Source organism: Arthrobacter burdickii (genome assembly GCF_030433645.1).
Lineage (GTDB): Bacteria > Actinomycetota > Actinomycetes > Actinomycetales > Micrococcaceae > Arthrobacter_D > Arthrobacter_D burdickii.
In genome coordinates this window covers 2,021,034-2,045,982 of the sequence record NZ_JAROCG010000001.1, presented here as the reverse complement: position 1 = coordinate 2,045,982, position 24,949 = coordinate 2,021,034, and the positions used below count along the sequence as shown (strand labels likewise).

Here is a 24,949-nt window from a genome sequence, read left to right as displayed (position 1 = left end):
CCGCGCCACCGCCTGCACCGTTTCCTAGGAGCCCCCACGTGTTCTACTTCATCGTCAAGCGAACCATCATCTCGTTCTTCATCATGCTCGCGGCGACCACGCTGATGTACTTCCTCACCATCTCGTCGGGCGATCCCTTCGAGGATCTCGGCGAGACCAGCGGCCCCGAGAAGGCCGCCACCATCGCGGCACGTACTGCGGCGATGAACCTGGACGTCCCGCCCATCCCCCGGTACTTCCTGTGGCTGCAGGACATCGGCCACTGCATCGTCCCCGGCGGCGTGAGCTGCACGCTCGGCCAGGACCGCACGGGCGCCGCTGTCCTCCCCCAGCTCGAGAACGCCATGGGTTCGACGCTGCGGCTCGTCATCGTCGCGACCGTGCTCGCCCTCGTCCTCGGCGTCATCGTCGGCATCGTCACCGCCATCCGGCAGTACAGCACCTTCGACTACTCCGTCACCTTCCTCTCCTTCCTGCTGTTCTCGCTGCCCCTGTTCTGGCTCTCGACGCTGCTCAAGCAGTACCTGGCGATCGACCTCAACACCTGGCTGGCGAATCCGCAGTTCCCCTATCTGACGATCGCCCTCATCGGGGTGGTCTCCGGCGTCGTCTGGGCCGTCGTCGTGGGTGGTGACCGCAGGCGCCGGGCGACCGTCTTCGGCGTCGCCGCGGTCGTCACCGCACTCGCCCTCTACCTCCTGCTCGTCACCGGATGGTTCGTCACGCCGGGCCTCGGCGTCGTCGGGATGCTCGTGTCGGCAGCAGGGATCGCCGTGCTCTGGACCGCCCTGCTGGCGGGCTTCCGCCGCCGCCGCGTACTGAACGCGGCCCTTGCGGCCGCAGGGGTGGCCTTCGCCGGCTACCTCCTCTCGATCCCCCTGCTCGACGATCCGAACTGGCTCCTGGTGCTCGCGCTCGTGGTGGGCACAGCCGTCGTCGCGTACGTCGTCGCCGGCGTCGTGGGCGGTCCGTTCCGGGCCCAGGCGGCGAAGATCGGTGCCGTGATCGCCGTGTCCGTGGGCCTGCTGATCGTGCTCGACCGCCTCCTCCAGGCCTACCCGACGCTCTCCGCGAAGGCGGGCGGACGGCCCATCCCGACCACCGGCTCCCAGTCGGCCAACCTCGCCGGGACCTTCTGGGAGATCAACCTGGACTACGCGCTGCACCTCATCCTGCCGACCATCGCCCTGACCCTGATCTCGTTCGCCACCTACACGCGGTACACCAGGGCGAGCCAGCTCGACGTGATGAACCAGGACTACATCCGCACCGCCCGGGCCAAGGGCCTCAGTGAACGGACCGTCCTCGTGAAGCACGCCTTCCGCAATGCGATGATCCCGATCACCACGCTGATGGCCTTCGACTTCGCCGGCGTCCTCGGCGGCGCCGTCATCACCGAGCAGGTCTTCGGCTGGAACGGCATGGGCAACATGTTCGTCGAGGGCATCGACAACGTCGACCCGGGCCCCGTCATGGCCTTCTTCCTGGTCGTCGGAACGGCTGCCGTGCTGTTCAACATGCTCGCCGACATCGCCTACGCGTTCCTCGACCCGCGCATCACCCTGAGCTAGGACACACCCATGAGCACTGACGACAAGATGCGGGACGACTCCCGCACGTCCCTGGAGCTGTCCGAGATGACGCTCCAGAGCCAGGACAACGACATCGCGACCGCCGCCCCCACGCGGGAGCAGACGGACCGCATCCGCACCACCGAGGCCAAGAGCCAGGGGCGCCTGATCCGTGAGCGGTTCTTCCGCCACAAGGGTGCCCTCGCGGGCATCGCCCTGCTGGTGCTGATCTTCCTCCTCGCCTTCAGCTCGATCGGTTTCGCAGGGATCCCCGGCTGGTGGAACAAGGACTACGACGTCCTCGCCGCGCGCTTCAACGAGGGACGCCCCACGCTGACGCTCTGGCCCTTCAGCCTGGGCGAGCACCCGTTCGGCCAGGACGTCCTCGGCCGCGACTACTTCGCGCTCACCATGCGCGGCATCCAGACCTCCCTGATCATCGCGTTCATCGTCGGGCTGGTGGCCATGGTCATCGGCACGACGGTGGGGGCGGTCTCGGGGTACTTCCGCGGCTGGACCGAAGCGTTCCTCATGCGCATCACCGACGTCGTCATCACCATCCCGACGGTCGTCATCGCCGCGGCGGTCGCCGGCATCGTGGCGAAGCACGGCATCATCCCCTTCGCGATCTTCCTCGGCCTCGTCACGTGGACCGGCCTCGCGCGGCTCGTGCGCGGCGAGTTCCTGTCGCTGCGCGAGAAGGAGTTCGTCGAGTCGGCGAAGTCCGTCGGTGCGAGTTCGGCCCGCATCATCTTCCGGCACATCCTGCCCAACACGGTCGGAGTCATCATCGTGTCCACGACGCTCGCGATCTCCGGCGCCATCCTCCTCGAGACGGGCCTGAGCTTCCTGGGCCTCGGCGTCACGGCGCCGGACACCTCGCTCGGCAAGGCCATCAACGACAACCGCTCGGCCCTCACGGTGCGCCCGTGGCTGTTCCTCTGGCCCGGAGCGTTCATCATCGGCATCGCCCTGGCCGTCAACTTCATCGGTGACGGCCTGCGCGACGCGTTCGACCCCAAGCAGACAAGGGTGAAGCAATGAGTTCCAGTTCCGTCATTATCACGGACGAGCAGACTCCGCTCGCCAGCGGCCCCATCCTCGCGGTCCGCGGCCTCGGCGTCGAGTTCAACGTCGACAACGAATGGGTCATGGCGGCGGAGGACGTCTCCTACGAGATCCACCCCGGCGAGATCCTGGCGATCGTCGGCGAATCCGGATCCGGCAAGAGCATGTCCTCCATGGCCCTGCTCGGCCTGCTCCCCCGCAACGGTCGCTCGACCGGCAGCGCGAAGATGCTCGGCCGCGAACTGATCGGTGCGCCGCAGGGCACCCTCCGGCGGGTCCGCGGCAACGAGATCGCGATGATCTTCCAGGAACCCATGACGGCGCTGAATCCCGTGCTGACGGTGGGTGAACAGATCCGGGAGGCCGTCGAACAGCACACGGAGCTGTCACCGGCCCAGGCGAAGAAGCGCGCCATCGAGCTGCTCCGCATGGTCGAGATCCCCGAGCCGGAGCGCCGCTACGACAACTTTCCCCACCAGTTCTCGGGCGGCCAGCGCCAGCGCGCGATGATCGCCATCGCCCTGGCGAACGATCCGATGCTCCTCATCGCCGACGAACCCACGACGGCGCTCGACGTCACGGTGCAGGCGGAGGTGCTCGACCTCCTGCGCAAGCTCAACAAGAGGCTCAACAGCGCCGTGCTGCTCATCACCCACGACATGGGAGTGGTCGCCGACCTCGCGGACCACGTCGTCGTCATGGAGCGCGGGCGGATCGTCGAGGCGGCACCGACGGCGCAGCTGTTCGCCGCCCCGGCCGAGGCCTACACGAAGCAGCTCCTCGGAGCGGTTCCCCACCTCGGGTCGAAGGTGGGCGGCGTCCTCTCCGACGTCGAGGTGGTGGACGGGCGCCTGAGCATCCACGAGGGGTACGCGGAGGCGGCCGTGCGCGCGCAGGAGACGCACAGGGCATCGGGCGTGGTGCCGGCGCTCGAGCTCCGGGACGTGGACATCGAGTACCCGGGCCGGTTCCGCCAGCCACCCTTCAAGGCGGTCTCCGGCGTCTCGCTCACCATCCAACCGGGCGAGGTCCTGGGCCTGGTCGGTGAGTCCGGCTCGGGCAAGTCGACGATCGCGCGTGCCGTGACCGGGCTCATCCGGACCTCGGGGGGCAGGGTCAGCATCGGCGGCACGGACATCACGGACCTCAGCGCCCGCCAGCTCCTGCCGCTGCGCAAGAAGTTCGCGATCGTGTTCCAGGACCCTGCGGCGTCGCTGAACCCTCGACTGTCCATCGGCGACAGCATCGGCGAGCCCCTGCTCCTCCACGAGAAGCCGGGCCGCGCCGAGCTGGACCGGCGGGTGGCGTCCCTGCTCGACGACGTGCAGCTGCCGGTCGCGTTCCGCAACCGGTACCCCCATGAGCTCTCGGGCGGGCAGCGCCAGCGTGTCGGCATAGCCCGGGCGCTGTCCCTCCGTCCGGACCTGCTCGTGGCCGACGAACCGACGTCTGCCCTGGACGTCTCCGTGCAGGCGCGGGTCCTGGACCTGCTGCAGGAGCTGCAGCGCGAGCGCGGCTTCGCGTGCCTGTTCGTGAGCCACGACCTCGCCGTCGTCGAACTGCTCGCAAGCCATATCGCAGTGCTGAACAAGGGCACGCTGGTGGAGCAGGGCAGCACGGAGCAGATCCTGAAGTACCCGCGCGATCCCTACACGCGGCGCCTGCTCGCGGCAGCCCCGGTGCCGGATCCGGCCGAGCAGTCGCTCCGCCGGGAGCAGCGCTCGGCCATCCTCGCGGCAGGCGCCGAGTAGCGGCCGAGCGGGTACACGGCAGGCAGGGCAGACACCGCAGACACGGAAGGGAACCCTCCGCGGAGGGTTCCCTTCGGTGTCTGCGGCGTGCGACGGGTTCGCGTCAGTGGCGGAAGACGACCTTGCCGAACACGTCGCCGTCGAGCATGCGCTGGAAGCCCTTGGCCGCGTCGTCGAGGGGCAGGACGGTGTCGATGACGGGGCGCACCCCCGTGGCCACGAGGAAGCGGGTCAGCCGGACGAGCTCCTCCCGCGTCCCCATGGTGGAACCCAGCACGCGCAGCTGGAGGAAGAACACCCGGTTCAGGTCCGCCGACGGAGCCGGCCCGCTCGTCGCTCCGCACGTCACCACGGTCCCGCCGGGCACGAGCGACTTGAGCGAGTGGGCCCACGTGGCCTCCCCCACCGAATCGAAGACCACGTCGACGCGTTCCGGCAGCCGCGCCCCTGCGTCGAACACCTGCTCGGCGCCGAGGTCGAGCGCCCGGTGCCGCTTCGCCTCGCTGCGGCTCGTCGCCCAGACCCGGAACCCTGCCGCGGAGGCGAGGGCGATCAGCGCGGAGGCGACACCGCCGCCCGCTCCCTGCACGAGCACCGTGGACCCGGGCGCTGCCGGCGACACCGTGAACAGCATGCGGTACGCGGTGAGCCACGCGGTGGGAAGGCATGCCGCTTCCTCGAAGGACAGCGCGGCGGGCTTGGGCACCAGGTTCCGCTCGGGTACCCACACGTAGTCGGCCATGGTGCCGGGGTGGCGCTCGGACAGGAGGGAGCGCTTCGGGTCGAGCGTCTCGTCACCGCGCCAGTCGGGCGAGGACACGACGCCGTGCACGATCACCTCGTTGCCGTCGTCGTCGATCCCGGCGGCGTCGCAGCCGAGCACCATGGGCAGGCGGTCCTCCGGCAGGCCCACACCCTTCAGCGACCAGAGGTCGTGGTGGTTGAGGCAGGACGCGACCACCCTCACCCGCGTGAAACCCGCAGGGGCGTCGGGTACCTCGAGGTTACCGATGGTGAGTCCGGCGAGCGGATCGTCTCCTGACTGGGTTGCTGCATAGGCGGCGCGCATACATAAGCTCCTTCGGTCACGGATGTCCACCTATCCTAGGGGGCAGCCCGAGAGGCTCCGGGCGCCGCCCCCGCCCCGTGCCTGCCGCTGTTTAGGTGACGCCCGTTGCAGTATGGGAGACTTGGGTGCAGTTCTGTACGACTACAGTGCCTGAAGAAAAAAGGAGGCAGCCATGAGCAAGCGAGCACGCAAGCGTCGCGACCGGAAGCGTGGAGGCGCAAACCACGGTAAGCGCCCCAACACCTGAGTCCAGGCGTTATCCGCTGCATCAGCAGCACAAGAAAGAACCTCCGGGCCGTCACGGCACCGGAGGTTCTTTTGTCTCTGCAGTCAGACAGCGCATTCAGGCAGCCAGGAGTGGGTCAGTGATCGACGGTCCTGAGGTGGCTGATGCGGTCGAGGATGCTCGTCTTCAGGGTCGACGGCGCGACCTCGGTGCAGGACCGCTTCACGACCGACCGGATCACGCACTCGAGGTCATGTTCCTCGGCACACTCCGGGCAGCCCTCCAAGTGGTCCTTGATCTCCACGAGGTCCTGATGGGACAGCGCGCCGTCCAGGTACTCGTACAGCCGTTCGATCCTCGAGTCGGCGCAATCGCCCATGCTCTCGCAATCGCTCATTTCTCCATCTCCTGTTCCTTGCCCGCTGCACCCGTCGCGACCCGGGTCCTGGTACCAGCACCTGCGCCGGTACCGAGGCCCCGCTCGTGCGCGTACTCGGAGAGGAGTTCGCGCAGCAGTTTGCGGCCGCGGTGCAGCCGGGACATGACGGTCCCGATGGGCGTGTTCATGATTTCCGATATTTCCTTGTACGCGAAGCCTTCGACGTCCGAGAAGTACACCGCGAGCCGGAATTCCTCCGGAATGGCCTGCAGGGCGCTCTTGACGTCGGAATCCGGCAGGTGGTCCAGCGCCTCGGCCTCGGCCGAGCGGAGACCGGTGGACGTGTGTTCGGCGGCCTTCGCCAGCTGCCAGTCCTCGATGGTGTCCGAGTGCGACTGCAGGGGCTCGCGCTGCCGCTTGCGGTACAGGTTGATGTAGGTGTTCGTGAGGATGCGGTAAAGCCACGCCTTCAGGTTGGTCCCCGGCTTGTACTGGTGGAAGGCCGAGAACGCCTTGGTGTAGGCCTCCTGCACCAGGTCCTCCGCATCACTGGGATTCCGGGCCATGCGCATGGCGGCCGAGTAGAGCTGGTCGACGTACTGCATGGCGTCGCGCTCGAAGCGTGCCTTGCGGTCGGCTTCCGACTCCGTAGACACGTCCAACTGGTCGTCTTCGGCCTGGCTGCTACCTGCGGGGGCTGTTGTATTCATCGTCCCAAAGTCTACGCGTCCGCGCGCTCCCACGGCCGGGCGAACATCCCGCCGGACCGACGTCGAGAGCTGGAAATCCGGTCTTTCGACCGGGGCCATCCGTACACCCGTCATGCGCACCCATCTCCCGTTCCGGTTTCCTCCACGCCTCTTCCAACCGGCCTGACGGCGCCCTTATTCCTGCCACCCTCCGCCGCCTTCCTCCCGCCTTCCTCCCGCCTTCCTCCCGCCTTCCTCCCGCCTTCCTCCCGCCTTCCTCCTTGGTAATCCCTCGTGCGCCGTCCGTTGCCGCCGCCCTCCCCGCAACCCGGAGCATCCAGCCCGACCGCGGGATCGCACCGTATCCGGAGGCATGCAAAACTAGTCCCAGCGTGCTCCGCAGAACAAAACCCGATGCCCGGCGAATCGCGCCGGCAACCAGGAGGCAGTTGTGACCCTTGTCCGCGTATTAGCCCGACCCTTGATCGCCAGCGGTTTCGTGTTCTCCGGTATCGACCGGCTCCGCACGGCGGGTACCACGGCCCCGCAGCTCAAGCCCGTCCTCGCGGGCATCACGAGGGTCGTCCCCTCGGCCGCCGCGGTCACCGGCAACGAGAAGCTCGTGGGCCAGGTGCTCGGCGGCACCCAGGTCGCGGCATCGCTCCTGCTCGCCATCGGTCGGTTCTCCCGGGTCGCGGCCCTCCTCCTGACGGTGACGGCGACGGTGAACACCCTGGTCGACTACCGCTCGGCGGACGCCTCGACGCCCGAGGGCAAGAAGGCACGCCGCTCGCAGCTGCTCAAGAACCTCTCGCTGATCGGCGCCGTCCTGCTGGCCGCCGTCGACACGAACGGCCGCCCGGGGATCGCCTGGCGCGCGGAGCACCTCGCCGTGGGTGCCCGGAAGAACGCCCTGGGCCTGGGCAAGGACGCGCGCAAGCAGCTGCAGAAGGCCGACAAGGTCGTGCGCAAGACCGCTGCCGACGTCGTCGGTTCATAAGCTCGATGACAGCGACTCCAGGCGGGGTGTCCGACCAGACCATGTGGCGGGCGCCCCGCCTGAGCCGTCCCGTGGATGCCGACCTCTCGGTCCCCGGCTCGAAATCCCTGACCAACCGCTACCTCGTGCTCGCCGCCCTCGCGGACGGGTCGTGCCTCATCCGGCGGCCCCTGCACTCCCGTGACTCCGCCCTGATGGTCGCCGCCCTGCGCGCCCTCGGCGCGGTCGTCGACGAGGTGCCCGGTGACGGCGACTTCGGCCCGGACCTGCGCGTCACTCCCCTGCCGGCCGGAGGCGGCGACACGCGTCCGCGGGCGGTCGACTGCGGCCTCGCCGGCACGGTGATGCGCTTCGTGCCGCCCCTCGCAGGCCTCGTCGCCGGCACCACCACCTTCGACGGCGATCCGCACGCGCGCCGACGCCCCATGGGAAGCATCATCGCCGCGCTCCGCGGACTCGGGGTCCCCGTCGACGACGGCGGGTCCGGCTCGCTCCCGTTCGCCGTCCGGGGCGAGGGGGACGTCCGCGGGGGCCACCTCGTCATCGACGCCTCGGCGTCCTCGCAGTTCGTGTCGGCGCTGCTCCTGGTGGGCGCCCGCTTCACCGAGGGACTGCACCTCGAACACGTCGGTAAGCCGGTGCCGAGCCTCGACCACGTCCGCATGACCGTGGAGACGCTGCGCTCCCTCGGGGTGGCGGTCGACGATTCCGTCCCGAACCACTGGCGCGTCTCCCCGGGCCCGATCGCGGCCTTCGACGTCGCCGTCGAACCCGACCTCTCCAACGCCGGGCCCTTCCTCGCCGCGGCGGTCGTCACCGGCGGTACCGTCCGCGTGCGGAACTGGCCCGAGGACACCACGCAGGTGGGCGACGAGTGGCGGCGCATCCTCCCCCTCATGGGTGCGACCGCGGTGCTCGACGGCGACGTGCTCACGGTGACCGGTGGGGCCTCGATCACCGGGGGAACCTTCGCCGACACCTCCGAACTCGCCCCCACGGTCGCGGCGCTCTGCGCGCTGGCGGAGACGCCGTCGGTGCTCTCCGGCATCGCCCACCTCCGCGGGCACGAGACGGACCGCCTCGCGGCACTCGTCGCGGAGATCAACCGCCTCGGCGGCGACGCCGAGGAAACGGCCGACGGCCTGGTGATCCGGCCCGCAGCCCTCCACGGAGGAGTGTTCCGCACCTACGACGACCACCGCATGGCGACCGCCGGCGCCATCATCGGCCTGGCCGTCGACGGCGTCGAGGTGGAGAACATCGGCACCACGGCCAAGACGATGCCGGAATTCCCGGAGCTCTGGGCGGCGGTCACCGGAACCGCCGGGACGAACGGTTCCGGGGACGCCGGCGCACGAGGACCAGCGGCGGCACGCGCATGAGCGAGGCCGGCAACCGCCGCGGCTCACGGTCCTGGGACGAGTCCGACGTCCGGATCCGCCCCAACAAGAAGGGGTCCCGCCCGCGCACCAAGAACCGTCCCGCCTACGAGGACGCCGTGCTGGGCCGTGTGGTGACCGTGGACCGCGGACGCTACACCACGGTGGTCGACGAGGACACCCCGGACGAGCGCATCGTCATCGCCGCGCGTGCGCGGGAACTGCGCCGCAGCGCCGTCGTCGCCGGTGACATCGTCTCCCTCGTCGGAGACCTCTCCGGAGGACCCGACTCCCTCGCACGCCTCGTGCGCATCGAGGACCGCCGGACGGTCCTCCGCCGCAGCGCGGACGACACGGACCCGGTGGAACGCGTGGTGGTCGCGAATGCGGACCAGCTCGTGATCGTCGTCGCGGCGGCGAACCCGGAACCGAGGACCGGCTTCATCGACCGGGCGCTCGTCGCCGCCTACGACGCGGGCATCGAACCGCTGCTGTGCATCACGAAGGCCGATCTCCGCGACCCCGCTGCCCTGCTCGCCAACTACGAGCACCTCGACCTCCGCGTCATCATCAGCCGGACCGACGAGAGCGTCGGGATCGAGGCCACGTCCGACGACGGCGAGTCCGCCCGGCTCTCGCACGGGGCGGTCGACGCCCTGCGCGACGAGCTCGACGGACAGGTGAGCGTGCTGCTCGGCCACTCCGGTGTCGGCAAGTCGACCATGGTCAATGCCCTCACCGGCTCCTCCCGGGCGACGGGCGGCGTGAACGCGGTGACGGGCCGCGGACGCCACACGTCCTCGTCGGCCCTCGCGCTCAAGGCCGCCGACGCCGCGCCCGGTACGTGGATCATCGACACCCCGGGCATCCGGTCCTTCGGGCTGGCGCACGTGGACGCCGACCGGATCCTGAAGGCGTTCCCCGACCTCGAGCCGGGGACGGAGCGCTGCGAACGCGGGTGCCGGCACGACGACAACGCCGTCGATTGCGGACTGGACAGCTACGTGGACGAGGGGCTCGCCGGGGAGTCGGGCCCTGTGAGGCTCGCCAGCCTGCGCCGGCTGCTCACTGCCGGGACCGCCGACCCGCGGGGCAGTGCCCACGACGCCAAGGAGCTCGGCCAGCAGTGAGTGGTCGGAGGCGACCGGAAAGACTGTTAGGCTGAAAGCTGTTGTTGTTTGCGCATTAAATTTCAAGCCTTGACCCTCCACCTGGAGTTCGACAGCTTTTGACGATAAGCGAGTAACGAACACCACGATGAGCCCCGAACGTCGGGACGCTCTCCCAGGTAAGGAAATACGACATGGCTACTGGCACAGTGAAATGGTTCAACGCCGAAAAGGGCTTCGGCTTCATCGCTCCCGAGGACGGCGGCGCTGACGTGTTCGCCCACTTCTCCGCGATCAACTCGAACGGCTACCGTTCCCTCGAAGAGAACCAGAAGGTCAACTTCGAGACCACCCAGGGCCCCAAGGGACCCCAGGCCGAGAACATCACCGTTCTCTGATTCTCCCCCGGCTGCTCCTGTAGCCCGGATCCGAAAGCCACCACGCGGCGCAAGCCCGCGGTGGCTTTCTGCTGTCCGGGTCCACCCGCGCACCCCGCGCCGCCGGGCGGGATGTGCCTGCAGAGACGATAGGTTGAACGGTATGAGTTTCACGCAGGGCTACAACGACGACCTCCGCCTCGCCCACATCATGGCCGACTCGGTGGACGACCAGACGATGGCGCGCTTCAAGGCGCTCGACCTCCGGGTCGAGACCAAGCCGGACCTCACTCCCGTGACCGACGCCGACAAGAGCGCCGAGGAAGCGATCCGCGGACAGCTCTCCCGGGCCCGGCCGCGCGACGCGGTGCTCGGCGAGGAGTTCGGCAGTTCGGGCTCCGGGTCGCGCCGCTGGGTCATCGATCCCATCGACGGCACCAAGAACTTCGTCCGGGGCGTGCCGGTCTGGGCCACCCTGATCTCCCTGATCGACGACGGGAAGCCCGTGGTCGGCGTCGTGAGCGCACCGGCGCTGGGCAAGCGGTGGTGGGCGGCGGACGGCACCGGCGCCTATACCGGCAAGTCCCTCGCGGCGGCGCAACGCCTGCGGGTGTCGAACGTCTCGCGGCTCGGGGATGCGTCCCTGTCCTACTCGAGCCTGTCCGGCTGGCGCCAGCGCGGATCCCTGGCCGAGTTCGTGAACCTGACCGACCGCGTCTGGCGCACCCGCGCCTACGGCGACTTCTGGTCCTACTGCCTGGTGGCGGAGGGCGCGGTGGACATCGCGTGCGAACCGGAGCTGAACCTGTACGACATGGCGGCCCTGGTGCCGATCGTGACCGAGGCAGGGGGCCGCTTCACCTCCCTCGACGGCGAGGACGGCCCCTTCGGCGGCAACGCCCTGGCGACCAACGGAACCCTGCACAGCGAGGTCCTGCGCACCCTCAACCCCGATGTGGATGACCTGCTCTAGCAGCACCGCCGGCTCCTGGAGCCCCTCGTGGTGAGAGGCGGGCCGAGGCTCGACGAGGAGCGGCGCCGAGAGATGGGCCGCGCCTACCTCTCGGGGGCAGGACGGTACGACCGCGTGCGTCCCGGGTATCCGGCACAGGTCGGCGACTGGATCGTCCCCGAGGGTGCCCGCCACGCCGCGGACATCGGCGCCGGCACGGGACTCTTCACCGGCCTGCTGGTGGAGCGCGGACTCGGGGTGACGGCGGTGGACCCGTCGGAGGACATGCTCGCCGTCCTCTCGACCCGGCTGCCGGAGGTCCCCGTCGTCCAGGGCACCGCGGAACACTCGCACCTGCCCGGCGGCTCGGTGGACCTGCTCACGCTCGCGCAGGCCTGGCACTGGTGCGACCACGCGGCGACGGTGCGGGAGGCCGCGCGCGTCCTGGTGCCCGGAGGCCGGATCGCCCTCGTCTGGAACCAGCTCGACGTCTCGCTCCCCTGGGTGCACCGGCTGTCCCGCATCATGCACGCCGGGGATGTCTTCTCCCCCGCGTACCGGCCGGACTTCGGACCGGCCTTCGCCCCTCCCGAGGACCTGCTCGTGCACTGGACCCAGGAACTGCGGGTGCCCGACGTCGTCGACCTCGCGCGGTCCCGCAGCTACTACCAGCGGGCCTCGCCGGCCCTGCAGCAGCGTGTGGAGTCGAACCTGCGGTGGTACCTCACCGACTACCTCGCCTTCGAACCCGATGCCCTCCTCCGCATCCCGTACTACACGCATGCCTGGCGCACCTCCCTGCTCCGCATCTAGTTTTCGGCATGCCTAAACGCTATTTTTAGGTATGCCTCAAATCGAGCTCCGTGGGCGGGCGGGCAGGACGGCCGCGTGGTGTCTCGCCGTGGCGTTCCTCGCCGGATGCGCGGCCACCGCGGCGCCGGGCGCCCCGACGGACGACCGGCCCCTGGTCCTCACGACCTTCTCGGTCCTCGCCGATCTCGCCGACACCGTCGGCGGAGGCCACGTCCGCGTTGAATCGATCACCAAGGTGGGCGCCGAGATCCACGGATACGAGCCGACGCCGTCCGATCTCGTGAGGGCGCAGGATGCGGACCTCATCCTCGACAACGGGCTGGGCCTCGAGCGCTGGTTCGAGCGCTTCCTGCAGTCGGTCGATGCCCCCCACGCCGTCCTGTCCGACGGCGTCGAGCCCGTGGACATCCGCTCCGGCGACTACGCGGGACTCGCCAACCCGCACGCCTGGATGTCCCCACGGGCAGCCCAGATCTACGTGGACAACACCGTCGAGGCGCTCTCCGGTCTCGCTCCTGACCATGCCGCCGACTTCGAGGCCAACGGCCTGCGCCTGAAGGACGACCTCGAGGATCTGCTGACGGGCTTCCGGGAGGAACTCGACGCGGCCGACACAGCCGCGCTCGTGACCTGCGAAGGAGCCTTCTCGTACCTGGCGCGGGACGCGGGCCTGCAGGAGGCGTTCATCTGGCCGGTCAACTCCGACACGGAGGGCACCCCGCGCCAGGTCCGGGACGTCATCGGCTTCGTGGAGGATCACCGGGTGCCGACCGTCTTCTGCGAATCCACGGTCAACCCCTCGGCGCAGGAACAGGTGGCCCTCGCCACGGGCGCGGAGCTCGGCGGCACGCTCTACGTCGACTCGCTCTCGGAAGCCGACGGCCCCGTGCCGACCTTCCTGGAACTCATCCGCTACGACCTCCGGACCATCGCGGAAGGACTCGCCCGATGACAGCCCTCGACCTCCCCGCAACCGTGCCCGTGCTCGGCGTCCGGAACCTCAGCGTGAGCTACAACGACGTCCACGCGCTCGACGACGTCACGATGAGCCTCGACGCCGGAAGGATCTGCGGCCTCATCGGCGTCAACGGCTCCGGCAAGTCGACGCTCTTCAAGGCGCTCATGGGTCTCCTGGTCCCCCGGGACGGCAGCGTCGAACTCTTCGGCATGTCCACCGCGAGCGCCCGGAAGCAGGGCCTCGTGGCCTACATGCCGCAGGCGGAGGAGGTCGACTGGACGTTCCCGGTGTCCGTGTCCGACGTCGTCGCCATGGGGCTCTACGGACGCCTGGGTGCCGCCCGCCGCCTGCGGGCGGCGGACCGGGTGGCCGTCGACGACGCCCTCGAACGGGTGGGCCTGACCGAACTGCGGAAACGCCAGATCGGCCAGCTGTCCGGTGGACAGCGCAAGCGGGTCTTCATCGCGCGCAGCATCGCGCAGGACGCGCGGCTGCTCCTCCTCGACGAGCCCTTCGCAGGAGTGGACCGGGCGAGCGAGCGCACGATGACGGCCCTCCTGAAGGCGCTGCGGGACGAGGGACGCTCGGTGCTGGTGTCCACCCACGACCTCGCCGGTGTGCCCGAGCTGTGCGACGAGGCCGTCCTCCTGCACCGGCGCGTTCTGGCCCAGGGCGATCCGTTCCAGGTGCTGACGCACGGCAACCTCGCACTCGCCTTCGGCCCGGTGCCGCCCGCACGCTCCACACCCTCCGTCGCCCCCGCGGGTCCGGCCGCAGCTCCCACTGCAGCTCCCGCCGTAACTCCCCCCGCGCCTTCCACCGCGCCTCCCGCCGCCCCGAACGGAAAGTCCTGACATGGATGTCCTCACCTTCCTGCTCGAACCGCTGCAGTACGGATTCCTCACCCGGGCCCTCGCCGTCACCGTCGCCGCAGCCGTGGTGGCGGCCGTACTCTCCTGCTGGCTCATCCTCATGGGCTGGTCGCTCATGGGCGATGCCGTGTCGCACGCCGTCCTGCCCGGAGTGGCCCTCGCGTACATCCTCGGCATCCCGTTCTCCATCGGCGCCTTCGTCTTCGGTGCCGGTGCTGTCGCGCTCATCGGGATCGTCCGGTCCACCACCAAGCTGAAGGCGGACACGGTGATCGGTGTGGTGTTCACCGCCCTGTTCGCCACCGGACTGGCCATCGTCTCGGCCACGCCCTCGCAGATCGACCTGATGCACATCCTGTTCGGCAACGTCCTCGGTGTCTCCACGGGCGAGGTCTGGCAGGTGCTCATCCTCGGCACGGGAACCCTCGCCGTCCTGCTGTTCAAGCGGCGCGACCTGACCCTGCTGGCCTTCGACCGCACGCACGCCCACGTGATCGGACTCAACACCAGGATGCTGTCGGCCCTGTTGCTCGGACTGCTCGCCCTCACCGTCGTGGTCGGGCTCCAGGCCGTCGGGATCATCCTCGTCGTGGCCATGCTCATCACGCCGGGGGCCACCGCGTTCCTCCTGTCCCGCAGTTTCGACCGGATGCTGGTGATCGCCGTCGTGCTCACCGTGGCCGCGTCGGTCGCCGGGATCTACGCGAGCTACTACCTCGACATCTCCACGGGCGCCGCCGTGGTGCTGTGCCAGGCGCTCGTCTTCACTGCCGTCTACCTCTTCGCCCGGCCCGACGGGGTGCTGTGGCAGGCCCGACGGCGGCGCGAAGCCTCGCGGACCGGGTCCGGGTCGGGGTCCCAGTCCGGGACCGGGCGTACCGCCGCCCGAGCCGCGGCCGATGTCCCGCCCACCCGACCCGCCGCCGATATGCCGCTCACCGGCACGCCTGCCGCCGGTACCCCTGCCGCCGGTATCCCTATTGCCGGTATCTCTATCGCCGGCGCCGGCGCCCCGGCAGCTCCCCCGCCCGCGTCCCGGGCGTCCGAAGCGGCACTGCCCGGTGACGCCTGATGGCGGCCCGCAGGGGTGCCGTGCTCAGCATCGAATCCACGAGCGTCCAGGACTACGTCAAGGCGATCTACGCCTTCACCGAGTGGCAGGGCGATGCCGTCACCGCGACGCACCTGGCGGCGCGGCTCTCGGTCGCCAACTCGTCCGTCACGGGGATGGTCGCCAAGCTCGTGGACCTCGGGCTGGCGCATCACCGCAAGTACGGGCCCATCAGCCTCACCCCGTCCGGGCAGGCCCTCGCCCTCGCCATGGTCCGCAGGCACCGGCTCATCGAGACGTTCCTCGTGACCGAGCTGGGCTACGGCTGGGACGAGGTGCACGACGAGGCAGAACTGCTCGAGCACACCGTCTCCGACGCCTTCATCGAGCGCCTGGACGCGAAGCTCGGCCACCCCCGCCGCGACCCGCACGGGGACCCGATCCCGGGTGCCGACGGCTCGGTCCGGTACCCGTCCGCGCATCGGCTCGACGGCCTGGACGACGGCCATGCGGGCCGGCTCGTGCGGGTGAGCGACGACGACCCGGACGTGCTGCGTTTCCTCGACCGGAACGGCATAGCGCTCGACGACGACCTGCTGGTGGCCCAGCGCGCCGCCGGGTCCCTCCTGGACCTGCGCCTCGGCGCCGACGCCTCCGCACCGCACCTCGCGGTGGACGCGGCCCTCGCCCGGTCCCTGTGGATCGAGAGCACCGCACCCCACGAGGGGTGCACGATCGGTGCCCACCGCTGACGCGCCCACGTACCGGCCGTGACCACTGCACCTGCTGAACGGACCGGACCCGCGGGACCCACTGCACCGGCGGGACCCGGGACCTGCGGCAGATCGCCCTCGCCGGGGTGCCCCTCCTAGACTGGTCGGAATGCCGTGCCCGATGCCCCTGATATCCCGGAAGGGAGTTCCCGATGACCACCCTCGGACTTGAGGAGGAGTACCTGCTCCTCGACCCCGTGTCAGGACTGCCCGCACACCGCGCCACCGAGGTTCAGGGGCTGCTCGAGTCCACGCCGGAGATCAGCCGCGACGAGATCCAGCGCGAGCTGCTGTCCTGCCAGATCGAGACGGCGACTCCCGTCTGCGAGACCCTGACCGAGGCGGAGGAGTCCCTGCTCAATTTCCGCCGGAAGTTCGCGGACGCTGCAGCGGGCGTCGGAACCATCGGCGCCGCGACCGGGACGGCGCCCTGGATCCGGCAGGCGTACCCGGAACTGACCGACAAGCAGCGTTACGAGGATCTTCGGGCCAGCGCGCCGGGTATCGTGGGCGACCAGTTCGTCAACGGCCTGCACGTGCACGTCGGCGTCCCCGACCAGGAGCGCGGTATCCAGGCCCTCAACCGCATCCGCCCCTGGATACCGCTGCTGACCGCGCTCAGCGTCAATTCGCCCTACTGGCTCGGCCGGGACAGCGGCTTCGACAGCTGGCGGGTGGTCCACTACCGCCGCTGGGCCGTCCAGGGCATAGCTCCCTACTTCGCCGATGCAGCCGACTACGAGCGGCGCATCACGCGGCTCGGCACCACCGGGGCCATCCTCGACCGCGGGGTCCTGACCTGGGTGGCGCGCCTCTCGGACCACTACCCCACGCTCGAGCTCCGGGCCTGCGACGTGCAGCTCGAGGCGCAGGACTCGGTGCTGCTGGGCGCCCTGACCCGGGCGCTGGTGGTCACGGCCCTCGGCGAGGCCGAGGCGGACACGCCGCCCGTCGTCCCCGACCCCGAACTGCTCGATGCCGCTCTGTGGCAGGCCGCGCGCGACGGGCTCGAACACCATCTCGTGGACTGTGCGACGGCGGAACGGGTTCCCGCCGGAGAACATCTCGCAGCCTTCCTCGAGCACATAGGCCCGGCTCTCGACGCCGAGGGCGACACCGCCTGGGTGAAGGCGGGCCTCGCGACGGTGGACGAACGCGGCACCGGCGCCACCCGCCAGCGCCAGGCGATGCGCGAGGGCGGCCTGGAGGCCCTGCTGTTCCTGTACGGGCGGACCCTCACCTTCGAACCGTAGGCCCGCCGGGCAGGCACGGGGCCGTCAGCGCTCCCGGGTGTCACGCCGCAGCAGGCCGACGATCAGGCACAGGAGTCCAAGGAGGAGGGGCACGAGGGTGAAGAGGGTGTGCGTCCCGCCCAGGTAGCTCATCACGAAGATGTAGACGAACGTCCCGCCGACCAGGATCCAGCCGAGCACGATCAGGGCCCGGCCCCGGTGGGGCGGAGGCAGCGGCGGGAGCCACGGGGGCGGCCGGTCGGTCCAGCTCATTGCCCAAGTGTAGTGGCCGCTCCCGCGGCATGACCCGGACTGCGGTCAGTAGGAGGGCGCGGCCGGAAGGCTCATGTAGTGCTCGAGGGTGGGTAGTCCGTGGATGCGCATCTCCGAGGAGATCGTCGTGCCGACATAGCGCAGGTGCCAGGGTTCGTAGGAGTATCCGGTGACCGAGGTGAACCCCCGCGGATAGCGGATGACGAATCCGTAGCGCCAGGCGTTCCGGGCCGCCCAGTCTCCTGCCGGCGTTGTCGCGAAGCACTCCTGCAGCCCGCAGGCCCCGTTCGGGTTGCCGATGTCGATGGCGAGGCCGGTCTGGTGTTCGCTGAATCCCGGGCGGGCGGAGATGAGGTCGGCCGTCGCCTGGCCGTACTGGTTCACGTACGAGGCATACAGGGAAGCCTGTGTGTCGTAGGAGCGGTAGCCGCTGACCGGGACCATCCCGATACCACTGGCGCGCGCGTCCGAGAGCAGCCGCGCGAACTGCTGGGCGGCGTCGCTGCGGAGCAGGGGCCCCTCGACTCCCGCGAGCGGGCCGGGGACATAGCGTGCCGGATTCAGCTGCCGGCGCTTGTTGACGACGACGAACACCGACGCGGCGACATCGATGTCGCGGGCGATCCGCGCTCCGCCTCCCGGCGACCACGAGATGACCCCGCGCTGGTACCGCTGACTGCACGCACCCGCCGTGCACGACTCGTCGGACACGGGGTAGCCGAGGGCGCCGTTCTCGTAGCGGGTGGAGGCCCAGGCCGCCCGGATCGCGCCGACGGAGATCCGCGCCCCGGTCGTCGGTGACCAGATGATCGACCCGCCCTGGTAGTTCTGGTAGCACCCGCCGCCGCGCAGCCCGCAGACCTCGTTCGTGGTCGGGTAGCCCAGCTGGCCGTTCTCGTACCCTGAGCGTGCCCAGGCCCCGCGGATCGCGCCCCAAGTCGGCCGCCCCCCGGTGGCCGGGGACCAGTGGACCGAGCCGCCCTGGAAGCTCTGGTAGCACCCGCCGTTCCTCAGTCCGCACACCTCGGAGCCCGTGGGGTAGCCGAGCTTGCCGTTCTCCCAACCGGTCCGGGCCCAGGCTGTGCGGATGCCGCCCCAGGTCGGCTGGGCACCGGTGGCCGGGGACCAGTGGATCGATCCGGCCTGGAAGCTCCGATAGCAGCCGCCGCCGCGCAGCCCGCAGGTCTCCGCAGACGTCGGGGCACCGAGGCGTCCGGACGCGCCACCGAGTTGAGCGTATTTCGCGTCGATCGCCGTCACCGCCTGGGCCACAGGCGCCGCGACGACGGTGCCCGCCAGAAGCATCGCACAGGTCAGCAGGGCGAGCAGGTACCCGGCGATGCGTCTCATGATGACCCCTGGAACTCGACGACCCTGCTCACAGGGTATGCGCCGGGGACAGCGGCGACAAGGCTTCGGAAGAGGAGCCGGAGACGACGAAGCGCCCCGCCGGGTACCGGCGGAGCGCTTCGTGGTGGTGGAGATGGCGGGAATTGAACCCGCGTCCGATGCAGTGTAGTCAGGGCTTCTCCGGGCGCAGTTTGCGTCGGTTTTTCTCGGCTTCAGCCATCGTGCAAACAAGTGGCTGCCAAGCCCAGTTGTATAAAAGTCCCCCCGGTCCCTACAACGAGGACCGGGAGCAGTGGCCCTCTAAATGACGCCAGTATCCGGGGCGAGAGCAAACCCGGGCTGACGGACTAGCTAGGCTGCTTAGGCAGCGAGAGCGAAGTCAGTGCGCTTTTGTTCGGCACTTATTGTTTTACAAGGAGCGTTTACGAGATAACCCTGTATCCTCGGCCCGCTTCCCCTGTCGCGACTAACATCGTCGAAACCTGTCATCCCCATGTTCAGTTATCAAGTGATTCCTGTACCGCTCAGCCCACCGGCTGAGCGACTCCTCGAGTGTACAGCACGGCGGTCCCGCCGTTCCGTAGCTTCGCCAGCAGAGAACATCACTGTCCCAGCTGGATACCCAGGATGACGACCGGCGACTGCCAGAGGCGGACGACGACGAAGGCGAGCGTGACGAACGCGATGCCGAGGGCTGCCAGGGCCGTGGTGCCGGCCTGCTTGCGCCGGAAGCTCCACCAGAAGATCGCCGCATTCAGCAGGAGGAGCGCCGGCGAGATCCAGACGAGGGCCTGCGCGAAGAAGACGTAGACGAGGAAGACGAACGGGATGAGCGAGAGAATACCGACCGGCACCACGACCATCAGGATGATCAGGTCGATGAGCGCACCGAGGGTCACCCACCACGGGCGCCTGTAGGTCAGCTCGGACGGGTCGGGCTCGTCGTCGTGCTCCTGGGCTTCCCAGAAGACATCGCTCACGCGCCGAGGTTCTTCTCGCGCATCGCACGCAGCGCCTCGCGGTTGTCCTGCTTCTCGCGCAGGGTCTGGCGCTTGTCGTAGTCGCGCTTGCCCCGTGCCACCGCGATCTCCACCTTGGCCCGGCCGTTGAGGAAGTAGAGCTGCAGCGGGACGAGGGTGAAGCCGGACTCACGGATCTTCTGCGAGATCTTGGTGAGTTCCTCGCGGTGCAGGAGCAGCTTCCTCCTCCGGCGGGCCGCGTGGTTCGTCCAGCTGCCCTGCGAATACTCGGAGATGTGGATGCCCTCGAGCCAGAGTTCGTCGCCGTAGAAGACCGCGTAACCGTCCACGAGGGAGGCGCGGCCCGCTCGCAGGGACTTCACCTCGGTGCCCATCAGGGCGAGGCCGGCCTCGTAGGTATCGAGCACGGCGTAGTCGTGGAAGGCCTTCCGATTGGTGGCCACCACTTTCCGGCCACTTTCCTTCGGCACGGCAATACTCCTTCGGCGCTGCGGCGGACGGCGGTCCGCGGGAGGACAGTGCCTTCCATCCTACGACCTAGAGCAGGCCCATCGGGTCCACGAGGGTGCCGTTCAGCATCGTCTCGAAGTGCAGATGGCACCCGGTCGAGTTGCCCGTGGTCCCGGTGTAGCCGATCAGCTGGCCGGCACTGACGCGCTGGCCGGCCGAGACGAGGAAGTTCGTCAGGTGGTAGTAGTTCGTCGCGAGCACGTTGCCGCCCACCACTCCGTGGTTGAGCACGATCCGGTTGCCGGCTCCGGGCAGGACGTTAGAGTCCGCGTACCAGACCTCGCCGGCCGCGGGCGCGTAGAGCGGCGTTCCGCAGCCCACGCCGTAGTCGATGCCGGTGTGCATGTAGCCGCCGGTGCCGTTGAAGTCGATGGTGCCGACCGGCGTCGGACGCCAGCCGAATCCCGAGCTGATCGGGCCGCTCACCGGGGAGTTCAGCCCGAATCCTCGGGGGCCCGGCGCGGGGTCCGACGGCGCAGGGGCGGGCGGTTCCGGGATCACGGGGGCGACCGGCTCCACGATCTGCGGCTGGACGGGCGCAGGAGCCGGCCGGTTCGCGGCTTCGGCCTCCGCTTTCCGGCGCGCGGTCTCCGCAGCTGCGGCGGCCTCGGCTTCCGCCTGAAGCCGGGCCTGCTCGGCGGCCGCCGCGGCTTCGGCCTCGGCACGCAGGCGCGCCTGCTCCGCCTTCTGGCGGGCTTCCTCCGCTTTCTGGCGGGCTTCCTCCGCCTTGCGGGCTTCTTCGATCAGGCGGCGCTGGCGCTCCGCGATGTCCGAGTTCACCTGCTGCTGGGCCTGCTCGACGCTCGCCAGCTTCGCCTCGATGACGGGTTTCTGTTTCTGCAGCGTGGCGGACAAGGCCGACGTGTCGGCCACGAGCTTGTCCACCTTGGCTTTCTCGCTTGCTGCCTGGTCACGTGCCGACTGCTCGGCGGCGAGGGCGGCGTCGGCCTTCTCCTTGAGTTCGGTGATCTCGGCCTCGACGGCCTCGAGGCGGGCCTGGCTGTTGGCGTTCGTGGCGTTCTGCTCCGAGAGACGCTGCATCGCCGCGTTCTGGCTGCGCAGGGCCTGGTCCACCATGTCCATCGACTCGGTGAAGTCCTCCACGCCCTCCGCGCCGAGGAGCAGCGAGACGTTCGTGGGGATTCCGCCGTTCTTGTAGGCCTCCGTGGCGATCTGTCCGATGACCTCGCGCGTCTCGTCCATCTCCTGCCGGTCGGCGCGGAGTTCCTCGGTGATCTTGTTCCGGGTCTCCTGCGCCAGCTCGACGCGGACAGCCAGTGCCCCGACCTCGCCGGTGGCGGCCTCGACCTCGCCCTGCGCGTCGGCCAGGGACTGCTGCGCCGCGGGTAACTCCGCCTGGTAGGTCTTCAGTGCACCGATGGTCTCCGCGATGTCCGAGTCCAGGTACTCCATGGACTGCTGCACTTCCGCGACCTCGTTCTCGAGGGCGCTCTTGCGGTCGTCGAGTTCGTCCGCGACGACCGGCGTGGTGAACCCGAGGGCGAGTGCGACGACGAGGGCGATCGAACTCCCCGCGGTGCCACGGACGACGAAGGCCTTCTTGTCCTGCCGCGCCCACCAGGTTGCTGGCGGGCGCACGTGTTCCCTGGCGCTGAGCGGCATGCTGTCAGACCTTTACGTATCGTCGAAGGGTGAGCAGGGATGAGAGCCCTGCGAGGACGGCTCCGAGGAGGATCAGGACCGGGACCAGGATCAGCACCTGCTGGGACGAGATGAACGCCGTCTGGGGGAAGGTGTTCGCGAGCCAGCCGTCGATCACGAACCTCGACGCCCCCCACAGCGCGGCTGAGGCGAGCACGGCGCCGATGACGGCGGCGATCACGCCCTCCAGGATGAACGGCAGCTGGATGACGGCCTTCGACGCCCCGACGAGGCGCATGATGCCGGTCTCCCGGCGGCGGCTGAAGGCCGAGAGCCGGATGGTCGTCGCGATGAGCAGGATGGCGCAGAACGTCATGACGCCTGCGATCGCGAGTGCGACGACGGAGGCCCAGTTCATGTACCGGAAGATCGCCTCGAGGAAGTCCCGCTGGTCGCTCACCGCGTCCACGCCCGGCTCCGACGAGAAGGCCTCGTCGATGACCTCGTACTTCTCGGCATCCACCAGGCTGACGCGGAAGGACTCGGGAAGCTGGTCCGCGGTGACGGAATCGACGATCGGCGAGTTGGCGAACTGGTCGCGGAAGTGGGCGAGCGCCTCGTCCTGCGACTCGTAGGTCACGGTGTCGACGTACGGGGCGAACTGCTCGGATTCGAGTTTCGCCTGGATGGCTGCCCGCTGGTCCTTGGTCACGGGTCCCGTGGCGCAGCTGGTCTCCGAGGAGTTGTCGACGCAGAGGTAGAGGGTGACCTGGACGCGGTCGTACCAGTAGCCCTTCATCTGGTTGATCTGCAGCTGGAACAGCCCGGCTGCGCCGACGAAGGTCAGCGAGATGAAGGTCACGAGGATCACCGACGTGACCATCGACAGGTTGCGGCGGATGCCCGAGCCGATCTCGGACAGGATGAACGCGAGCCTCATCCGGCCATCGCTTCGGTCTCACCGATGTAGATGCCTTGGGCGTCATCGCGCACCACGGAACCGCCACGGAGTTCGACGACGCGCTTGCGCATGGTGTTCACGATGTCGTCGTCGTGCGTGGCCATGACCACGGTGGTGCCGTTCTGGTTGATCTTGTCGAGGACCTTCATGATGCCCATGGAGGTCGTCGGGTCGAGGTTTCCGGTGGGCTCGTCGGCGAGGAGGATGCCGGGCCGGTTCACGATGGCGCGCGCGATCGCGACGCGCTGCTGCTCGCCGCCGGAGAGTTCGTGCGGCATACGGTTGTTCTTGCCTTCGAGGCCGACGGTCGCGAGGACGTCGGGCACTGTCTCCCGGATGACGGCGCGACTCTTCCCGATGACCTGCATCGCGAACGCGACGTTGGCGAAAACCGTCTTGTTGGGCAGCAGGCGGAAGTCCTGGAACACGACGCCGATCCCGCGGCGGAGGCGGGGGACGCGCCAGCTGGGGATGTTGGCGACGTTCTGGCCGGCCACGTACACCGCACCCCTCGTTGCCCGGTCCTCCTTGAGCACGAGGCGGATGAAGGTCGACTTGCCGGAGCCCGAGGCGCCCACGAGGAAGACGAACTCGCCGCGGTCCACGTCGAGGGAGACGGCATCGAGGGCGGGCTGCGACTTGGAGTCGTAGGTCTTCGTGACGTTGTCGAATCGGATCATGATCACTCTGCGCCCATGGTGTTCACCGGGTACGGGCATTGGCTGGGGGAAGGAAGCGCCGGCTCCTCGACTATAACGATGGCATCACGAAGCGCCCATTACCCCGGCGGTGTGTCGCGCGCAAGAGCTCCACCCCCAGAACAGGTGGTGGAGCGCCGGATTCGCGTAGCGGCTAGGCGGCGTCGTTGCGGTTGTTGGTGCGCCAACGGATGCCGGCATCGATGAAATCGTCGATCTCGCCGTCGAAGACCGCCGAGGTGTTGCCCACCTCGTGGTTGGTGCGGAGGTCCTTGACCATCTGGTACGGGTTGAGGACGTAGGAGCGCATCTGGTCCCCCCAGGATGCCTTCACGTCGCCGGCGAACGCCTTCTTCTCCGCGTCCTCCTGTTCCTTCTTGAGAAGCAGGAGGCGGGACTGGAGCACGCGCATCGCCGCGGCGCGGTTCTGGATCTGCGACTTCTCGTTCTGCATCGACACCACGAGTCCCGTGGGGAGGTGGGTCAGGCGGACGGCGGAGTCGGTGGTGTTGACGGACTGCCCGCCGGGGCCGGACGAGCGGAAGACATCGACGCGGATCTCGTTGTCCGGGACCTCGATCACGTCCGTCTGCTCGATGAGCGGGATGACCTCGACGGCGGCGAAGGACGTCTGCCGGCGGCCCTGGTTGTCGAAGGGGCTGATGCGGACGAGGCGGTGCGTCCCGGCCTCCACCGACAGGGTGCCGAAGGCGTACGGCGCCTTGACCTCGAACGTCGCCGACTTCAGGCCCGCCTCCTCCGCGTAGGAGGTGTCGAGGACCTGTGTGGGGTAGCCGTGGCGTTCGGCCCAGCGGAGGTACATGCGCAGGAGCATCTCGGCGAAGTCGGCGGCGTCCACTCCCCCGGCTCCCGAGCGGATCGTGACCACGGCTTCCCGCTCGTCCCACTCGCCGGCCAGCAGGGTCACGATCTCCAGGTCGTCGAGGGACCTGCTCAGCGAGACGAGCTCCTTCTCGGCTTCGGCGAGAGAGTCCTCGTCGCCTTCGTCCTGCGCGAGCTCCACGAGGACCTCGAGGTCGTCGATGCGGCTTTGGAGGGTCTCGAGCCGCTCGAGGGCAGACTGCCGGTAGGACAGCTTGGAGGTCACCTTCTGGGCTGCAGCGGGATCGTCCCAGAGGTCGGGGGCCCCGGCTTCCTCGCTCAGTTCCTCGATGTCCTTGCGGATTCCCTCGACATCGGAGACCTGCTCGATGGACTGGTACTTAGCGCGCAGGGCGCGAATCTCTGCGGGAAAATCAGTGGTTGCCATGGTCCTTCCAGCCTACGTCATCGGCGTGGGGCGGCA

General features: G+C 69.1%; 25 protein-coding genes, 1 other RNA gene and 1 pseudogene. 15 read left to right on the top strand and 12 right to left on the bottom strand.

Annotated elements, in window-relative coordinates:
- The first annotated feature begins 38 nt into the window (after positions 1-38).
- The 3 genes from P5G52_RS09520 to P5G52_RS09510 are packed head-to-tail and all read left to right on the top strand — an operon-like array spanning position 39 to position 4,390.
- Positions 39-1,571 carry an ABC transporter permease gene (locus P5G52_RS09520; RefSeq protein ID WP_301226814.1) on the top strand — a complete coding sequence of 511 codons (1,533 nt, stop codon included), beginning with the start codon at positions 39-41 and terminating at the stop codon, positions 1,569-1,571.
- A 9-nt stretch (positions 1,572-1,580) separates the two neighbouring features.
- Positions 1,581-2,615, top strand: a complete 1,035-nt coding sequence (locus tag P5G52_RS09515) for an ABC transporter permease (RefSeq protein ID WP_301226812.1) — start codon at positions 1,581-1,583, stop codon at positions 2,613-2,615.
- The gene (locus P5G52_RS09510) at positions 2,612-4,390 is read left to right on the top strand and encodes an ABC transporter ATP-binding protein (protein WP_301226810.1); all 1,779 of its coding nucleotides are present in this window, start codon (positions 2,612-2,614) and stop codon (positions 4,388-4,390) included. The genes P5G52_RS09515 and P5G52_RS09510 overlap by 4 nt, the downstream gene beginning before the upstream one ends.
- Before the next feature lie 103 nt (positions 4,391-4,493).
- On the opposite strand, the gene P5G52_RS09505 is transcribed toward P5G52_RS09510, so the two are convergent.
- The gene (locus P5G52_RS09505; RefSeq protein ID WP_301226808.1) at positions 4,494-5,459 is read right to left on the bottom strand and encodes a zinc-binding dehydrogenase; all 966 of its coding nucleotides are present in this window, start codon (positions 5,457-5,459) and stop codon (positions 4,494-4,496) included.
- A gap of 172 nt (positions 5,460-5,631) precedes the next feature.
- On the opposite strand from P5G52_RS09505, the gene P5G52_RS18365 reads away from it, so the two are divergent.
- On the top strand, positions 5,632-5,706 hold the full coding sequence (locus P5G52_RS18365; RefSeq protein WP_369299106.1) for a 50S ribosomal protein bL37: 75 nt from the start codon (positions 5,632-5,634) through the stop codon (positions 5,704-5,706).
- Between the two features lie 115 nt (positions 5,707-5,821).
- Here P5G52_RS18365 and rsrA read toward each other — a convergent pair whose 3' ends face one another.
- Together rsrA and P5G52_RS09495 are read right to left on the bottom strand one after the other, a co-directional pair.
- The gene (gene rsrA / locus P5G52_RS09500; protein WP_087076341.1) at positions 5,822-6,082 is read right to left on the bottom strand and encodes a mycothiol system anti-sigma-R factor; all 261 of its coding nucleotides are present in this window, start codon (positions 6,080-6,082) and stop codon (positions 5,822-5,824) included.
- Positions 6,079-6,873 (bottom strand): sigma-70 family RNA polymerase sigma factor, encoded by a 795-nt coding sequence (locus P5G52_RS09495; protein ID WP_435868697.1) that lies wholly within the window; start codon positions 6,871-6,873, stop codon positions 6,079-6,081. Before P5G52_RS09495 ends, rsrA begins: the two co-directional genes overlap by 4 nt.
- A 331-nt stretch (positions 6,874-7,204) precedes the next feature.
- Here P5G52_RS09495 and P5G52_RS09490 point away from each other — a divergent pair, with 331 nt between their 5' ends.
- From P5G52_RS09490 to P5G52_RS09440, 11 genes and pseudogenes are all read left to right on the top strand, one after another.
- Complete coding sequence (locus P5G52_RS09490) at positions 7,205-7,753, top strand: DoxX family protein (RefSeq protein WP_301226803.1); 549 nt, start codon at positions 7,205-7,207, stop codon at positions 7,751-7,753.
- A gap of 5 nt (positions 7,754-7,758) precedes the next feature.
- On the top strand, positions 7,759-9,135 hold the full coding sequence (gene aroA, locus P5G52_RS09485) for a 3-phosphoshikimate 1-carboxyvinyltransferase (protein WP_435868663.1): 1,377 nt from the start codon (positions 7,759-7,761) through the stop codon (positions 9,133-9,135).
- Positions 9,132-10,262 (top strand): ribosome small subunit-dependent GTPase A, encoded by a 1,131-nt coding sequence (rsgA, locus tag P5G52_RS09480; protein WP_301226801.1) that lies wholly within the window; start codon positions 9,132-9,134, stop codon positions 10,260-10,262. The genes aroA and rsgA overlap by 4 nt, the downstream gene beginning before the upstream one ends.
- A gap of 173 nt (positions 10,263-10,435) precedes the next feature.
- Complete coding sequence (locus P5G52_RS09475) at positions 10,436-10,639, top strand: cold-shock protein (RefSeq protein WP_043446208.1); 204 nt, start codon at positions 10,436-10,438, stop codon at positions 10,637-10,639.
- A gap of 142 nt (positions 10,640-10,781) precedes the next feature.
- A complete protein-coding gene (hisN, locus tag P5G52_RS09470) occupies positions 10,782-11,591 on the top strand; it encodes a histidinol-phosphatase (RefSeq protein WP_301226796.1) in 810 nt (269 codons plus the stop codon).
- A gap of 30 nt (positions 11,592-11,621) precedes the next feature.
- On the top strand, positions 11,622-12,383 hold the full coding sequence (locus P5G52_RS09465; RefSeq protein ID WP_301226795.1) for a class I SAM-dependent methyltransferase: 762 nt from the start codon (positions 11,622-11,624) through the stop codon (positions 12,381-12,383).
- Positions 12,384-12,414: 31 nt separating this feature from the next.
- Complete coding sequence (locus tag P5G52_RS09460; RefSeq protein ID WP_301226793.1) at positions 12,415-13,335, top strand: metal ABC transporter solute-binding protein, Zn/Mn family; 921 nt, start codon at positions 12,415-12,417, stop codon at positions 13,333-13,335.
- The gene (locus P5G52_RS09455) at positions 13,332-14,195 is read left to right on the top strand and encodes a metal ABC transporter ATP-binding protein (RefSeq protein WP_301226791.1); all 864 of its coding nucleotides are present in this window, start codon (positions 13,332-13,334) and stop codon (positions 14,193-14,195) included. Before P5G52_RS09460 ends, P5G52_RS09455 begins: the two co-directional genes overlap by 4 nt.
- A gap of 1 nt (position 14,196) precedes the next feature.
- Positions 14,197-15,045 (top strand): annotated as a pseudogene (locus P5G52_RS09450) (metal ABC transporter permease); the annotation flags it as partial.
- Between the two features lie 260 nt (positions 15,046-15,305).
- Positions 15,306-16,016, top strand: a complete 711-nt coding sequence (locus P5G52_RS09445) for a metal-dependent transcriptional regulator (RefSeq protein WP_301226789.1) — start codon at positions 15,306-15,308, stop codon at positions 16,014-16,016.
- Positions 16,017-16,189: 173 nt separating this feature from the next.
- Positions 16,190-17,290: a carboxylate-amine ligase gene (locus tag P5G52_RS09440; protein ID WP_301226787.1), complete on the top strand. Its 1,101-nt coding sequence runs from the start codon at positions 16,190-16,192 to the stop codon at positions 17,288-17,290.
- A 24-nt stretch (positions 17,291-17,314) separates the two neighbouring features.
- Here the strand turns inward: P5G52_RS09440 and P5G52_RS09435 are convergent, their stop codons facing one another.
- From P5G52_RS09435 to prfB, 9 genes are all read right to left on the bottom strand, one after another.
- The gene (locus P5G52_RS09435; protein ID WP_301226785.1) at positions 17,315-17,542 is read right to left on the bottom strand and encodes a hypothetical protein; all 228 of its coding nucleotides are present in this window, start codon (positions 17,540-17,542) and stop codon (positions 17,315-17,317) included.
- A 45-nt stretch (positions 17,543-17,587) separates the two neighbouring features.
- Positions 17,588-18,892 (bottom strand): D-alanyl-D-alanine carboxypeptidase family protein, encoded by a 1,305-nt coding sequence (locus P5G52_RS09430; RefSeq protein ID WP_301226783.1) that lies wholly within the window; start codon positions 18,890-18,892, stop codon positions 17,588-17,590.
- 125 nt (positions 18,893-19,017) lie between these two features.
- Positions 19,018-19,385: a transfer-messenger RNA gene (gene ssrA, locus P5G52_RS09425) on the bottom strand.
- A gap of 109 nt (positions 19,386-19,494) precedes the next feature.
- Positions 19,495-19,872 carry a hypothetical protein gene (locus P5G52_RS09420; RefSeq protein WP_301226781.1) on the bottom strand — a complete coding sequence of 126 codons (378 nt, stop codon included), beginning with the start codon at positions 19,870-19,872 and terminating at the stop codon, positions 19,495-19,497.
- On the bottom strand, positions 19,869-20,342 hold the full coding sequence (gene smpB, locus P5G52_RS09415) for an SsrA-binding protein SmpB (protein WP_087076369.1): 474 nt from the start codon (positions 20,340-20,342) through the stop codon (positions 19,869-19,871). The genes P5G52_RS09420 and smpB overlap by 4 nt, the downstream gene beginning before the upstream one ends.
- A 67-nt stretch (positions 20,343-20,409) precedes the next feature.
- On the bottom strand, positions 20,410-21,981 hold the full coding sequence (locus tag P5G52_RS09410; protein ID WP_301226778.1) for a M23 family metallopeptidase: 1,572 nt from the start codon (positions 21,979-21,981) through the stop codon (positions 20,410-20,412).
- 28 nt (positions 21,982-22,009) lie between these two features.
- Entirely contained in the window at positions 22,010-22,924 is a 915-nt protein-coding gene (ftsX, locus tag P5G52_RS09405; RefSeq protein WP_301226777.1) for a permease-like cell division protein FtsX, read from the bottom strand.
- Complete coding sequence (ftsE, locus tag P5G52_RS09400; protein ID WP_301226776.1) at positions 22,921-23,625, bottom strand: cell division ATP-binding protein FtsE; 705 nt, start codon at positions 23,623-23,625, stop codon at positions 22,921-22,923. The genes ftsX and ftsE overlap by 4 nt, the downstream gene beginning before the upstream one ends.
- A 172-nt stretch (positions 23,626-23,797) precedes the next feature.
- Positions 23,798-24,913 carry a peptide chain release factor 2 gene (gene prfB, locus P5G52_RS09395; RefSeq protein ID WP_087076375.1) on the bottom strand — a complete coding sequence of 372 codons (1,116 nt, stop codon included), beginning with the start codon at positions 24,911-24,913 and terminating at the stop codon, positions 23,798-23,800.
- Between the last annotated feature and the right edge of the window lie 36 nt (positions 24,914-24,949).